14 protein-coding genes are annotated in these 14,636 nt (G+C 46.1%); 3 read left to right on the top strand and 11 right to left on the bottom strand.

The features are described from left to right. Nucleotides 1-69: 69 nt before the first annotated feature. Nucleotides 70-1,833, top strand: a complete 1,764-nt coding sequence (locus ACSQ8P_RS15520) for an Rqc2 family fibronectin-binding protein (RefSeq protein WP_436236000.1) — start codon at nt 70-72, stop codon at nt 1,831-1,833. A 66-nt stretch (nt 1,834-1,899) separates the two neighbouring features. Here ACSQ8P_RS15520 and galU read toward each other — a convergent pair whose 3' ends face one another. The 5 genes from galU to ACSQ8P_RS15495 all read right to left on the bottom strand — a co-directional run bounded on the left by galU (nt 1,900) and on the right by ACSQ8P_RS15495 (nt 5,709). After that, the gene (galU, locus tag ACSQ8P_RS15515; RefSeq protein WP_436235999.1) at nt 1,900-2,784 is read right to left on the bottom strand and encodes a UTP--glucose-1-phosphate uridylyltransferase GalU; all 885 of its coding nucleotides are present in this window, start codon (nt 2,782-2,784) and stop codon (nt 1,900-1,902) included. 58 nt (nt 2,785-2,842) lie between these two features. Then, nucleotides 2,843-3,694: a PHP domain-containing protein gene (locus ACSQ8P_RS15510; protein WP_436235998.1), complete on the bottom strand. Its 852-nt coding sequence runs from the start codon at nt 3,692-3,694 to the stop codon at nt 2,843-2,845. A 17-nt stretch (nt 3,695-3,711) separates the two neighbouring features. Next, the gene (locus ACSQ8P_RS15505) at nt 3,712-4,623 is read right to left on the bottom strand and encodes a selenium metabolism-associated LysR family transcriptional regulator (protein WP_056612395.1); all 912 of its coding nucleotides are present in this window, start codon (nt 4,621-4,623) and stop codon (nt 3,712-3,714) included. A 115-nt stretch (nt 4,624-4,738) separates the two neighbouring features. Next, nucleotides 4,739-5,176, bottom strand: coding sequence for a hypothetical protein (locus ACSQ8P_RS15500; protein ID WP_056612399.1), 438 nt, complete (start codon nt 5,174-5,176; stop codon nt 4,739-4,741). A 269-nt stretch (nt 5,177-5,445) separates the two neighbouring features. Then, nucleotides 5,446-5,709 carry a YlbG family protein gene (locus tag ACSQ8P_RS15495; RefSeq protein WP_056612401.1) on the bottom strand — a complete coding sequence of 88 codons (264 nt, stop codon included), beginning with the start codon at nt 5,707-5,709 and terminating at the stop codon, nt 5,446-5,448. 47 nt (nt 5,710-5,756) lie between these two features. Here ACSQ8P_RS15495 and ACSQ8P_RS15490 point away from each other — a divergent pair, with 47 nt between their 5' ends. Beyond that, nucleotides 5,757-6,761, top strand: coding sequence for an asparaginase (locus ACSQ8P_RS15490; RefSeq protein WP_436235997.1), 1,005 nt, complete (start codon nt 5,757-5,759; stop codon nt 6,759-6,761). A 63-nt stretch (nt 6,762-6,824) separates the two neighbouring features. Here ACSQ8P_RS15490 and ACSQ8P_RS15485 read toward each other — a convergent pair whose 3' ends face one another. The 4 genes from ACSQ8P_RS15485 to ACSQ8P_RS15470 all read right to left on the bottom strand — a co-directional run bounded on the left by ACSQ8P_RS15485 (nt 6,825) and on the right by ACSQ8P_RS15470 (nt 11,330). Further along, nucleotides 6,825-7,274: a YlbF family regulator gene (locus ACSQ8P_RS15485; RefSeq protein ID WP_436235996.1), complete on the bottom strand. Its 450-nt coding sequence runs from the start codon at nt 7,272-7,274 to the stop codon at nt 6,825-6,827. A 51-nt stretch (nt 7,275-7,325) separates the two neighbouring features. Then, nucleotides 7,326-9,341, bottom strand: coding sequence for a helicase-associated domain-containing protein (locus ACSQ8P_RS15480; RefSeq protein WP_436235995.1), 2,016 nt, complete (start codon nt 9,339-9,341; stop codon nt 7,326-7,328). Nucleotides 9,342-9,385: 44 nt separating this feature from the next. Continuing rightward, nucleotides 9,386-11,071: a DNA repair helicase XPB gene (locus ACSQ8P_RS15475; protein WP_436235994.1), complete on the bottom strand. Its 1,686-nt coding sequence runs from the start codon at nt 11,069-11,071 to the stop codon at nt 9,386-9,388. 70 nt (nt 11,072-11,141) lie between these two features. Further along, the gene (locus ACSQ8P_RS15470; RefSeq protein ID WP_436235993.1) at nt 11,142-11,330 is read right to left on the bottom strand and encodes a hypothetical protein; all 189 of its coding nucleotides are present in this window, start codon (nt 11,328-11,330) and stop codon (nt 11,142-11,144) included. A 117-nt stretch (nt 11,331-11,447) separates the two neighbouring features. On the opposite strand from ACSQ8P_RS15470, the gene ACSQ8P_RS15465 reads away from it, so the two are divergent. Further along, nucleotides 11,448-12,374 (top strand): LysR family transcriptional regulator, encoded by a 927-nt coding sequence (locus tag ACSQ8P_RS15465; RefSeq protein WP_436235992.1) that lies wholly within the window; start codon nt 11,448-11,450, stop codon nt 12,372-12,374. On the opposite strand, the gene ACSQ8P_RS15460 is transcribed toward ACSQ8P_RS15465, so the two are convergent. Both ACSQ8P_RS15460 and ACSQ8P_RS15455 read right to left on the bottom strand, forming a co-directional pair. Then, a complete protein-coding gene (locus ACSQ8P_RS15460) occupies nt 12,319-13,392 on the bottom strand; it encodes a Gfo/Idh/MocA family protein (protein ID WP_436235991.1) in 1,074 nt (357 codons plus the stop codon). The two genes, ACSQ8P_RS15465 and ACSQ8P_RS15460, sit on opposite strands and share 56 nt — an antisense overlap. A gap of 20 nt (nt 13,393-13,412) precedes the next feature. After that, the gene (locus tag ACSQ8P_RS15455) at nt 13,413-14,564 is read right to left on the bottom strand and encodes a Gfo/Idh/MocA family protein (RefSeq protein ID WP_436235990.1); all 1,152 of its coding nucleotides are present in this window, start codon (nt 14,562-14,564) and stop codon (nt 13,413-13,415) included. Nucleotides 14,565-14,636: the final 72 nt, after the last annotated feature.

Raw genomic sequence — 14,636 nt, 5'->3', positions numbered from 1 at the left:
GCCACGGAATGAAGAGGTAACCGCAATGACAAATGACAACTAGCCTCAAAGAATGGAGTTGTATGCATCATGGCTTTAGACGGACTCGTCCTTCATGCAATTGTTCACGAGCTTCAAATGTATGTAGGAGGCCGCATTAATAAAATTCACCAACCGAGCGAAAATGACGTCGTTCTTCAAATTCGCACCCAAAGGCAGAACGTGAAGCTGCTCCTTTCCGCCAACCCTACATATCCACGCGTCCAAACGACAGAATCAATTACCATGAATCCAATGGATGCCCCTATGTTCTGTATGCTGCTTCGCAAATATTGTGAAGGTGGCGTAATTGAGGTCGTGGAACAAATCGGCATGGAACGTGTCATTCGTTTTCAGATTCGTCATCGTGACGAATTAGGAGATATATCCCTCAAGCATATTATTGTGGAAATTATGGGACGCCACAGCAATATCATTTTGCTTGATCCCGCTACAGGAACGATTCTAGATGGGATCCATCATGTGACGCCAGCTATCAGTTCTTATCGGGTAGTCATGCCAGGGAGTATTTATGTAACACCCCCTGAACAAGATAAGCTAAATCCACTTGAGGTTGATAGCGCAGCGTTCATCCAGGCATTAGAGCGGACATCGGCGTCAGATGAGGTTTCCGTATCTCCATCGCCAATTAAACCTGAGCAACAGTTGGTTGCTGCATTCAGCGGACTCAGTCCACTGATCGCCAAGGAAATTGTGTATCGCAGCATGCAAGGAAAAACGGAAGTCGATACCGCATCGCTTTGGCAGGCGTTCAGTGAAGTAATGACCGCCATGCGCGAGGATCACTATGAACCTGTCATTGTAGAACAAGAACCGACAGGCAAGCTATTCTTCGCGATGACACCACTTACACATATCAAGGGCACGTCGAAATCATACGCAACGCCAAGCTTGTGTTTGGAGCAATTCTATGGCGACAAAGCGGAAAGAGATACGGTTAAACAACGAGTATCTGATTTATTGAAATTTTTACAAAATGAAGTCAATAAAAATGTTAAAAAACTGGAAAAACTTCAGGATACGATCGAAGACTCCAAGGACGCTGATAAATACCGCATTCTCGGAGAGCTGTTAACCGCCTCGCTTCATACGATTAAGAAAGGCGACAAAGAAATTCAAGCCATTAATTACTACGATGAAGATCAGGCGATGATCACCATTACGCTGGACCCGCTTCTTGGCCCAGCGGAAAACGCACAGCGCTATTTTAAGAAATATAGTAAATTGAAAAATAGCACGGTGATCGTCGAGGAGCAAATTGCCCAAACGCACCAAGAGATTACCTATCTCACGACCCTGCTGCAGCAGTTGAGTGTTGCCTCCTTGCCAGATATTGAGGAGATTCGCGATGAGCTTATGGAACAGGGCTATGTGCGCGACCGCAACAAAAAGCAGCGTAAGAAAAAGAAAAAAGATAAGCCCGCTCTAGCCTGCTACGAATCCAGCGAGGGCGTTCCTATCTATGTTGGGAAAAATAATACACAAAATGAATATCTGACAAATCGTCTTGCTTCTTCAATGGATACATGGCTGCACACGAAAGATATCCCAGGCTCCCACGTCGTCATTCGCGGTGAGTTCAGCGACACCACCTTGCTTGAAGCGGCGCAGCTAGCAGCTTACTTCAGTCAAGCCAAAAACTCGAGTCAAGTTCCTGTGGATTACACAACGATCAAGCATGTCCATAAACCTAACGGCTCGAAGCCCGGCTTTGTCATTTATGTGAATCAGAAGACACTTTATGTGACACCAGAAGAAGAAGAAATCAAGCAATTGAAAGTGACCATCAAATAAACATGAAAAAAACCTATCAGAGTCTAGCCTAGCTCGATAGGTTTTTTCCTATGTAAATAATCGCTACTACAAGTCCAAGTCCCATTGCTTAATCAATGATAATAAATAAGCCTTTACTTGCTCTTGCAAATCTGGACGCTGTAAGGCCAGTTCAATGGTTGCTTCAATATACCCCAGCTTGTCCCCAACGTCATATCGCTTCGCTTGCATCAGGTAAGCCGCCATCTGCTGTTCCTTATTCAGCACGCGCAGTGCATCCGTTAATTGAATCTCACCGCCGCGGCCAGGCTCTTGACGCTCCAAAATGCGGAAAATTTCCGGCATAATAATGTATCGGCCAATTACCGCTAAATTCGAAGGCGCTTGATCACGATCAGGCTTCTCTACCAGATCCTCAATCAAGCGATAGTTCTCGTAGCTCGTCGCAGGTGAGATAATACCGTACTTGCTGACATCAGCCCAAGGGACCTCTTGAACCGCAATGACGGAAGTTTCCGTTTGCTCATAAATATTCATCATTTGTTTAAGCCCCGGCGGAGAAGATTGGAGAATATCATCACCGAGCAGAACAGCGAACGGTTCATCTCCAATAAATTTGCGCGCGCAGAGAATAGCGTGACCTAAGCCAAGCGGCTGCTTCTGACGAATGTAATGAACATCCGCTAGATTAGACACCGATTTCACAATCTCAAGCAGCTGAGTGCTCCCTTTTTCTTCAAGCATCATCTCTAGCTCGACGGATTTATCAAAATGATCCTCGATCGCACGTTTGTTACGCCCTGTAACGATGATAATATCCTCAATGCCGGACTCAATCGCTTCTTCTACAATGTACTGGATCGCTGGTTTATCAACGATTGGCAGCATTTCCTTGGGCTGCGCTTTGGTTGCGGGCAAGAAACGAGTACCAAGTCCCGCCGCGGGTATAATGGCTTTCCGAATTTTTTTCATGGATGATCCTCCTAAAAGTTTTGAGTAACCCGTGCAAGCGAAGTGTAAAATTACAACCTCAAAACTCGCTTCGGAAGCATGCGCTTGACTTTAAAAGTTCAACGACATCCATGCTGATGCGTTTCGAACCGATGGCCCCGTGGAAAGCCGTATCACCACGTACGCCATGGAAATCAGAGCCTGCCGTAATCAGCAGCCCCTTACGCTCTGCAAGAAGTCTATATCTTTCCTCATCTTCTGGCGAATGATCAGCATGATACGCTTCAATGCCATCTAATCCTTGTGAAGTAATGACCTCAACTAGAGCATCATCGTGATAAATACCGGGGTGTGCAAGCACCGCTTTGCCTCCCGCCTCATGAATCCACATTATCGCCGTGGCCGGCTCAATCCGAGGTGGATTGGCGTAAGCAGCCGCTCCAGAAGCTAAATAGCGATCAAACGCTTCCGTGATTGTGCTTACATAGCCTTTATTCATGAGCACAGCAGCAATATGTGGTCGCCCTACCGTATCACCTTTGCGCTTCACATTCGCAACTTCTTTGAGAACTTCCTCCATCGTAATGTCGATCCCAAGCTCCTGTAATCGTGCAATAATCATCTCATTGCGAGTATCCCTTGTTTCACGTAAAGACGACAAGCGTTGTAGAAATCGTTCATCCTCAATGTTCATGAAATAACCCAGAATATGAATGTCCTGGCCATTGGCAACCGTTGAGATTTCTACCCCAGGAACAACGACAATGCCCATTTCCAAGCCTGCTGCAAGTGCTTCCGTAACCCCCGAAATGGTATCATGATCGGTAATCGCAATTGCACCTAATCCTGCTTCTAGAGCCATTCTGACATTCGCTCTCGGCGACTGCGTCCCGTCTGAAGCTGTTGTATGTGAATGTAAGTCTGCTTCCATTCAATCCCCCGTCCTTCTTATAGAAAACGACTTAAATCTTCTTGTCTCAAAAAAGTCATGAAACTTACGGCCGAAATAGGCAGCAAGGTCGAGTTTAAGTAAATCGCATAAAAGCTGCGCTCAAACACGATATTCTCGATTTTCTTCACTTTAAAAAGGCCTAGCGTTACCTCATGCTTCACAGACGATTGCGAAAGAATAGAAATCCCTAATCCCGCTTCGACAGCCGATTTGATGGCTCCTGTGCTTCCTAGCTCCATAACAATCTTCATCGAGGAGCAATCCATGTTGCAGCGAGCGAATTCCTCCTCCATGACTCTCCGAGTACCTGAGCCCTGTTCACGCAGAACAAACGGATACTTCAATAATTCTTCCAATGTAACAACCGGAGCATCTGCTAAGGGATGGTCCGAAGGAACAATGAGTTTCAGCTCATCGCTAAGAATTGGTTCAGTATGAACATCCGGATGATGAATAGGTGCTTCAACAAGGCCAAAATTGAGTTGATGACTAAGCACCTCATCCAAGATTTGTGCCGTATTCATTACTTTCATAGAAACCGAGATGTTCGGGTAATCCTTGCTGAATGGACCTAGAAGCCGCGGTAAAATGTACTCCCCCATCGTTAAGCTGGCGCCTAGCTGAAGCCGCCCTTCGATCATCATTGTAAATTTCGACATCGCGACATCGGTGTCCCGAATAAGCTCAATGCTATTTTTGGCAAATGGCAGCAAAGCTCGTCCTGCCTCGGACAGTTCGATCTTCTTGGTGCTGCGATGAAAGAGCTTCACGCCAAAGTAATCCTCAAGTGACTGTACCTGCATCGTCACGGCAGGCTGTGTCATATGTAACGCACCGGCTGCATGTGAGAAACTGCCTTTTTCCGCTACGGTATAGAAAATGTGTAATTGATGAAAATTAAGTGCCATGATATACCGCCTCTCTTTGCTCCATTATATGAAATCGAACCCGTACAGTCCATCAAGACGACAAAAAAAGAGTATGTCTGCCTTAGCTCCAGACATACTCTGCTCAATGACATGATTAGCGCCGCTTGCGACTATTCTTGATTAAGGTCATACGACGAGAGTGCCTCAACCAGGAATAATACGATTTCAAATCGCGCAGCTCCATGGTCTCTGACATTTTACCAAGAAAGGTAACGATGATCATTTTGTGCAGAGGATTGCCTACAAGATCGGTCTCATGCTCCAAATGGGAGAATTCAGCCACAACCACCAAATCATCATCAATCAGATAGACGTCTTCTTCATTCCGATAATAAGGGACCATGCTATCATTTTTAAGCTTCTCCCAAAGAAACGCACAGATTTCCTCGAGTGAATTGTTATCGCTAGAAATACGATCGCTCCATCTCAGCTTAGCATGATTCGTGATCACGATATCCGCCACTTTCTTATCACCTAGCTGTACGAAGAATGGTTCGTAAGTACTCCATCTCCCCATAACCTTATCTTTCATGATCACATCCCCTTTCCTATTTAAATGGGACCGAATACCTACTCCCTGAAGTTCTGTAAGTTATATTTTACTGTATTATAACTTTTTTTCCCATGGAAGAATATATAAAATTATTAATAAGTATTTATGAAGACAACAAACTATGCCTAATTTTCGGAAAATTGAGAAAACTTCTAACAAAGTCATTCAAACATGAACGACCAAGGTCCATATGATCACAATAAAAAAGAAAAAAGCTTCTCACGAAGCTTTCATTTTGCACTGCAGCCTCAAAGCGTGTAAAATCTAGTTTTGTCAGGAACGTCACTGCTATATTCCGTTTTAATTTCATTACGATATGATTTCTCTACCTTCTTGACATAAGGCAACTTAAGTAGACTGCGTGTGGTCTCTTCCAATTTGCTGGCATGTATATAAAGAACTGCATAATTCATTTTCTTGGATATGTAATGAAGGGAACCGAACCGCTCCAAATTTCTGGCGGCTTTGATGTCGTTTACCCAAATGATTAATCCGCTTCGCTCAATCATCATGATTGCAACCTCTTTTCAATAATCCTAGTATGGAGTGATCTCACAACATGAAGCCATCAGACACTATTGTCCGCGTGTCTCGCGGACATATAACAGAAAGTATACATCGCATCCACCTTGCTGTCGTTGATAACCAAGGAACGCTCCTGCACGGTGCAGGCGATCCGCACCTGCTCACCTTCGCCCGTTCGACGGCGAAGCTGATTCAAGCCTTGCCGGTCATTGAATCCGGCGCGGCTGATCATTTCGGCCTGACAGAGGCCGAAATTGCCTTATGCTGCGCTTCCCACAATGGGGAAGCTGAGCATGTGAGCACGGCCCGCGGCATCCTAGGCAAGCTAGGTTATCATGCCAAGCATCTGCAATGCGGTGCGCATGAGCCGTACCATGCACCAACTGCTCAGGCGATGCGTGAACGGGGTGAATCCCCGTCAACTTTGCATAACAATTGCTCGGGCAAACATTCGGGTATGCTATCCCTAAGCAGCCATCTGGGTGCTTCGCCAGATACCTACATGAGCCCGGAGCATCCGGTTCAGGTCTTAATGTTAGATGCTGTGAGCGCCATGTCAGATGTGCCTAAGGAGCAGATGGAGCTCGGTATTGACGGCTGTGGCGTCCCGGTGTTTGGGATGCCGATCAACCATCTTGCGCTCGCTTTTGCCCGATTGGGCAGCCCCGAAGGGCTATCTGCAGAGCGTGCAAACGCTTGCCAGAGAATTGTCGATGCTGTGCGAAAATATCCTCAATTCCTCGCAGGAAGCGATCGCTTCGATACGCGATTAATCGAGGTAACAAAGGGCCGAGTCATAGGCAAAATGGGCGCCGAAGGAATCTTCGCCCTCTCCATACCCGATCAAGCTATTGGCTTCGTCTTAAAAGTAGAAGATGGTAACATTCGTGCCCTATATCCCGCAGTCACTGAGGCGTTAAAGCAGCTAGGCTATCTCTCGGAATCCGAGGTCAGTGAGCTCAAGGATTTCCATACACCTGCCGTTCACAACTGGCAAGGAACCGAGGTCGGACGCATCCGCCCCGATTTCTGCCTGTGAGACCGCCGCTTTTAATCACGAAGTAGTTCTTGAAGCATATTCGACATCGAAGTAGTCCTTACATTAACCGCAATTCCCACTGCAGCTCCCACCGGAGCTGCAGCCTTTGCCGGTTGGCAAGGGGTTATTGCTTGGCACTTTAATGGAATCGGACACCGCGTGAGCAATCGTCGTTGAAACGGTGAACAGCAAGTCGTCCAAGCGATCCTCAGCTTCTTTATACTTACGAACAGCCTCAACAGCTAGTAGCTTCTCTTGTACGTCATTTACAGCTGCTAATGCCTCGTGATAGCTCGGGTGGTAATGCCCAAAACGTTCGCACTCCTCAAAAGCATCCTTCTTCCTAGCAAAAACAGCTTTCAAATCTTTTACTTCTCTGCTGTTCTCAACTTCGGTCTTCCAATATAAATAATCTGCAACTTCCGCAGAAGAATTAATCATATCACCCATGTCGTAGGCCTGCATAAGGATAGCCGACATATCCAGTGTTTCTGTTTCCATTGTTTGTAACATTACGACAACCTCATCCTTCCTCGCGAAAAAGTCTATAACACTTCTATCATATCACAGTTCGCCAAGAGTTTCTTCCTTTTCTCTCACAGACCCATCGTTGATTCCTGGAAGTATGAGCTTCATCTCTTTCCAATCCTCGCTGGTCCAAGCAATCTCCTCGTATTCTTCCCAACCCTCCAGAATCCAACCTGTTCGATCTTCTCGAAGCAAGCGGGGAATAATGAAGCAGTCGCGTCCTTCTTTTCTCAACTGTAGCACACTTTTCCATTCTATAGCTTTACGGATCATATCCTTCCGTGTAGAGGCATGATAGTCGCGAAGCTCTTTGATCCAACTCATAGGAATTTGCTGCATATCTGGATATAAGTCCTCCCGTTGCGGCAAATAAGGATCTATTTCATATAATTGAATCGTATCTTTTGAGTAACAAAGGCCTAGTGCAGAATCAGTCCATGATGGAAGCTCCTGCTCTTCATCATTTGATAAATTCGGAATTAGACTCGGATTGGGATGGAAGCCCATCGCTTCCAAGCATTTCGTCAAATGTTTAACATGCACGCGAGAAATAATAAAATTGGTTACCCCAATGCGCTCTCCGAGCATGATACGGCACTTCTCATTCCGAAGCAAAGCTTCCGCAACTTCATTAGATTGACAACGAAGCAGCGTCACATCCGCTAGGTAGAGCTTGTCCTTCTGCTCCTCCCACTGCTGCAAAGTGATGATCACTTGTTCTGGAACTTCATAATAAGCATGATCTCGCAGAATTCGAATTACGTCTGGGCTCCTCAGACCATGATCTAACGCGCGCCTAAAGCTTTCTTTGGTTAAACGATAGGTACGAACTAGATCAGAGTTCTGCAGGTCAGCAAATGCCGCAACTCCCCACTCTAAGCTTAGAGAAGCATCGGGTGGTAAAAGCACTTCGAAATCGGGCTGGACATATAGAGAAGGGGCGATTCGGGGCGACAGCTCAATGTGTGAGTCTGGACTCGCACCTATACGTAGCCGAGGCGTAATCAACCATCTGAACCAAAGTTGTCCCTCTTGATCTTCTGCCAATTCGACAAAACGAAAGGTAGACAATGGCTTAATCCAGGTTGCCATCAGCTCCTGACAAAGAGCCTCCTCGTCCATCAGTTTATGTGCACTCGAACAGCAAGAGAGGATGGCTTGTAACAGCTCTGATAAGCTGTACCACTGCAAGATTGTCGCCCTTTCCATGAATGCGAGGCCATGCTCCAGCCAAACTGGCGCCGGAATCAAAGCCTGTCGCCAAATGCGATACAATTGAGCTTGTTGGTGTTCATAGGAGCTTTGAAGCCATCTCTCGAAATGTCGATGATGGAACAGGAAACGGTTGCCCGCCTCATTTTTATAGAGAAATCCCATTCGCATGCCCAATTCAAGCATTAACGCGGCAGGCTCATCATAAACGTCCGTAAATGCGTATGTAAGTCCTGACTGCGTGAGAATTCTTGCGGGTAAACTCACATGTTCCGTAATTTTCTGCAATTGCTTCTTATGTAAGGTTCCTTTGTTCGTAAGGGAAAGTTCGGGCTGCCGCGAGCAGCTGACCATGCAATGGAACAATTGCTGCGCTAATCCCCGTGGATTTGATAGAACACCTTCATCCATATCTGCAATGCGATCGCTGAGATCGCTTACCCTCTCTAAAGCACTTTGCTTGGGGGGCCATGAGGAAGGAAATACAAGGCTCTGCCACCCAGCGAATGCATCCTCAGGCAGCGAATACAACTGTTCTCCCCATGATTTACGGAATGCAACAATGACACCATAACGACGAAGTCCCCATAGCCCCAAACTGACTTGAGAACCAGCCATTTGGAGCACCGCTTCCTTTTCCAGCCTCTCGCTAGTAAAAGGCAGACAGCCGAACGTTGACATAACCAGGCGCAGCGTACGCCTCTCATCGGAGGAGAGCTCACGATAGAGTTCAGCTAAGTGAGTAGGAAGGGTCAGAATCTCTCCTAAAGACTCCCCTGACGTACGAAGTGCAGAGCACCACGGTTGTCTTAAAATAGACTCCTTTAACGAAACCGGCATTTTCCTTTCCACATGCTCGTACTTCATTTTCCATGCCTACCTCCTCATCTTATCGTTTGATCCCAGCTTGTAATCTCATATTGATAGCCTTGCTCTACAAGAAATAGCTGCCTCTTCATTGCGAAATCCTGTTCTTTCGTGTCCGCGCTAACGAGAGAATAGAAGATAGCTGTGTTCTCGCCATTTCGTTTCGGCCGAAGGATACGCCCCAGTCGCTGCGCTTCTTCTTGCCTCGAGCCATAACTTCCCGAAACCTGAATGGCGATTGCTGCATCTGGGAGGTCGACAGCGAAATTCGCCACTTTGGAAACGATAAGCAGTGGGAGCTGACCCTTTTTGAATCGCTCATATAGCTCTTCTCGACGTTCATGAGGAATACTGCCGCATATCATGGGAGCACCTGTATGAGCTGCAATCTCTTCAAGCTGATCAATATATTGACCAATAATTAACGTCGGCTCATCTGGATGAAGCTTCAGTAAATGATCAATGACCTCCAGCTTCGCTGTATTCTCCCCAGCAATCCGGAACTGGTGCCGAGATTCTGAGGCATGGTAACGATCACGGTCCATAATTGATAGAGGTACGCGCACTTCTTGGCAGGTCACCTTGGCCAGCCACCCCATCGTTTCAAGCTGCTTCCACGCCATGTCATATTTCTTGGGCCCGACCAATGAGAAAACGTCACCCTCTAAGCCATCTTCTCTAATTAGCGTTGCCGTTAAACCGAGCCTGCGCGTGGCTTGTATCTCCGCAGTCGCACGAAAAACGGGGGCAGGCAGAAGGTGAACCTCATCATAAATGATGAGGCCCCACTCCCTCTCGCTAAATATCCGTAAGTGCGAGAATTCAGCCTCCTTGCTCCCGCGGTGTGTTAGAATTTGGTAGGTTGCAATGGTGATGGGCCTAATCTCCTTCGTGGTGCCATTATACTCACCCACTTGATCGCTCGTTAGACCCGTCTTGCTTAATATTTCGCGCTTCCATTGCTTCACTGACGTTACATTCGAAGTAAGGATTAGTGTTGCACAGCTTGCTTTCGCCATTGCTGCGATCCCCACTACCGTCTTACCTGCTCCGCAAGGAAGCACCAGAACACCGCTCCCACCATGGCCTACCTGCTGAAAAGCGTCTACGGCTTGCTTTTGATAATCACGCAGCTGGAACGGCTCATCCATCTGATCTTCCTCTCGCCAAGGAATCTTCAGAAATTCACCGCTGCGGTAGGAGGCTAGATCCTCCACTGGATATCCAAGCTTCATTAGTTCTTGCTTCAAAATCCCCCGATAGCTCGGTGATATGGCAATAGCCCGTTCACCACGGGTATCCTTGAGATATTTTTGCAAGGATTCATAGGCACAAATTTCTTTGAAAACGACGGTATCCTCGCTTACCAAGAAGAGTTCCTTCCCCACATGCAGCATGCGTAGAATCCCATAGCGCTTTGTATATTTGCGAATCGTGCTAAGAACAGCAGAAGGTACACCGAATTTGGCATACTGCTGCAAGCAAGCTGTCATCTCTTCCAACCCCATGCCTGCTGCAGCTGCATTCCATAATGACAGCGGTGTAACCCGATAGGTGTGAAGATGTTCCGGACTTTTCACTAGATCTGCAAAGCGAGCCAGCTTACCCTGGAGCTTGTCAAATTCAGGATGATTCGTTTCGAGGAGGATAGATAAATCGCTCTGAACGATCAGAGGCTTTGAAGGATCCATAGTCAATCGCATATTCCCTCCTTTTTCCTTTAGTATGAAGGGAAAGTACTTGATTTAAACATGGACTCCATGCTAACGTATCTCAAAAGAGTTCATACACGGCAATAATCCCTACAATAATGACGGCAAAAAGAGACACCCAACTTGCAACTATGCCAGGTCGCACACCAACTTTCTCCTCTTTCGTGTACCAATGTGCTTTCCTCGCGCGCGCTTCAACATCTTTCACATGAGCCTCGAATTTTTTCTCTATATCGTATAAGTTCCACATGGTAATTCCCCCCATCCTTTGGTTGGAATTGATTTTAACATGGCAAGAAGTACCAGAGTTATCTATAAAAAATGATCGTTTCGATCGAAAATAGTGATGGTTGAGGAGTGCAAACAGATGGATCTTACCTTATACAAAACACTGCTCGAAGTAGCGAAATGGCAAAACTTTACGAAGGCTTCCGAAAAACTGGGATACGCTCAATCTAGTGTGACTTCCCAAATTCAAAAGTTAGAGATCGAATATGGGGTTGAAATTTTTGAACGCATCGATAAAAAGATGAGACCGACGCCTGCGGGGGATATTTTACTGCGATATGCAGCGAAGATTTTGAAGTTATATGAGGAATCCAAAATCAATGTGGCTGGTCAAACGACAGGAAGCTTCATGATTGGCACGCACGAAACAACGCTCTTCTCCTATATGCTGCCACCATTCCTCGGAGCTTTCAAAAAGTGCTTTCCAAACATTACGATCACCATTAATGAATTATTGGAAAATGATACGTCACGCGCGCTGAAAGCAGGCGAATGCGATTTAGGGTTCATCGTCGACAAGGAACTCAGCGATCCAGATTTAATCTTTAGGACGATCCAAGAAGAGGAATTTGTCATAGTGGCAGCACCTGATCACCCCTTAGCCGCGAAATCTGCTATTGTGCCGGAGGATCTTAATGGCGCTGAAATTCTGATGTCTGTCTCAGGAGGACGTTGCCGCAAATTATTTGAAACGATGCTGCGTAAGCATAATGTGCAGTATACACTCACGTATGAGATTAATAACTATGAAACGATAAAAAAATGCGCCATGCACGGGCTCGGCCTTTGCTTATTACCAAGAACAACCGTTACGACGGAAACACAAAACGGGCAGTTAGCGATATTACCGCTTAACTACCCGAATTTTAAATTGAATGTGCAATTATGCTATCATGCCAAAAGGCAATTATCTGTACCTTTGAAAAACTTCATCCAGCTGATGTGTGAAACTACTCCACACGAACGGCTTTCTCTTGGGCAATCAAGCACAATTCAGCCGCTTTGAACGTATGCGCTTGTGTCATCGCATTTTCCGTACGATGGATGCAATCCAAAATCAACTGACCGAAGAAAGGAAAGCCTACTTGTCCATGCAAACTGTAGTGCTTTTCTCCTTGTTGGTTGACAAGATACAACTGATCCCCTTGCGGATCGCGAGCAATATCAATATATTTACGCAGCTCGATATAACCCTCAGTTCCAAGAATCAATGTACGCCCGTCTCCCCACGTCCCTAAGCCATTAGGTGTCAGCCAGTCTACGCGGAAATAATTCGTCGCCCCATTGTCTCCGATCAGTGTCGCATCGCCAAAATCCTCTAGCTCCGGATAATCCTTCGCATGATAATTCGCTACTTTACTGCTAACGACCGTCGCATCTTTACAGCCCGAATAGAAGAGGAACTGCTCGATTTGATGGCTACCGATATCACATAGAATACCGCCATATTTATCCTTCTCGAAAAACCATTCCGGACGGCTTGAGGCATTCAAACGGTGAGGTCCTAAGCCAATAACTTGAAGCACGCGACCAATCGCGCCTTCCTCAATCAACTGACCCGCGAAAACCGCACTTTCCACGTGAAGTCGCTCACTATAGTAAACGGCATATTTACGTCCTGTTGCTTCAACTACGGCCTTCGCAGCAGCAAGCTGGTCCAAGGACGTAAATGGTGTTTTATCTGTAAAGTAGTCCTTGCCATGCTCCATCGCACGAATCCCTAAAGGACCACGCTCTGAAGGTACAGCAGCGGAAGCAACTAGCTTCACTTCTGGATCATGAAGAATCTCCTCTTCGGAAGCAGCAACCTGAGCCTGCGGAAACTTCGCGACAAATGCCGCTACTTTCGCTGGATCTTGATCGTACACCCATTTGAGTTCAGCGCCCGCTTCTAGAAGTCCGTTACTCATGCCATAAATATGACCATGATCCAACGCGATAACCGCAAAGGTAAATTCCCCTTTTTGAACAACAAGGTTCGGTTTCCCTTTTGGCGCATAATTCATGCCATCATTTTTTTGCATATCGAATTTCCCCCACGATCTTAGACATCAAGTGTTTTAAAGGAGCCAGCCTCTTTATTGTTTTTGGAATTTTTGATCTTCTCTTGCAAGTGCTGCTCGAAAAGATCTTCATCAATCGGCAAATCAACCCAGTTGTCAGTGAATGTGGATAACATGATCGCATTGGAAATCATTAAGCCTTTAATGCCTTCTGCTCCTGGAGCAATCAATGGTGTTCCATGAAGAATCGCATCAACAAAGTTCTGCGTGATCCCCATGTGGCCCGTTTCTTTACCTTCAACTGGGATTTCACATTTCCAACATTCCGGTTGACCAAAGCCGCCTTTGTATGTTTCATTGAATTCTCTTTCGGAAACGCGTAAACGCCAGAACGTCAATTTGCCATCCTCAATGACAATTTTACCGCGGTCGCCGGACAACTCAAAACGATTCGTCCCTGGTGCTTCACCTGTTGTAGTTACGAACAGTCCTGTTGCTCCATTTTCATACTCAACGAATGCAGTTACATCATCTTCAACCTCGATATTGCGGTGTTTCCCGAAATAACAGAACGCGCGAACACGCTTCGGCATCATGTCAATCGTCCACTGCCATAGGTCAAGTTGATGCGGATCTTGGTTAATAAGTACACCGCCGCCTTCTCCAGCCCAAGTTGCACGCCAGCCGCCTGAATCGTAATAGCTTTGTGATCTATACCAATTGGTAATAATCCAATTCGTTCTGCGAATCTCACCTAGTTCACCAGAAGAAACCAGATCCTTTAATTTTTTATATAGAGGATTTGTACGTTGATTGTACATCATGCTGAATACTTTACCTGAAGCTTCTGCTGCTTCATTCATTTGACGCACTTGTTTGGTATACACACCTGCCGGCTTTTCACAAATAACATGCAGGCCTGCTTGGAATGCGCGTACAGCTGTTTCAGGGTGATCATAGTGAGGCGTTGCGATCAAAACCCCATCAATCAAGCCAGAAGCCAGAAAATCATCAAGATTGTCAAATAACTTGACACCTTCACCAAGATTTTCCTTTGCCCACTCTAGACGATCTGCTCGCGGTTCACAAATAGCGGTAAGTACGCCGCCCTTGACTTCATTTTTCACTAAATATTTGGCATGTCCAGTTCCCATGTTTCCTAGACCAACGATACCAATCCTTACTTTCTCCACTGTACGTCACCTTTTTCTTGTCAGATTCACAATTATTAAGCACGTTTTCACTTTAGCATATTTAAGAGGAGG

The sequence above is a fragment of the Paenibacillus sp. LjRoot153 genome (assembly GCF_964253085.1).
Lineage (GTDB): Bacteria > Bacillota > Bacilli > Paenibacillales > NBRC-103111 > Paenibacillus_E.
The sequence above is the reverse complement of the archived record's forward strand: the minus strand, read 5'-3'. Positions and strand labels throughout refer to the sequence as shown.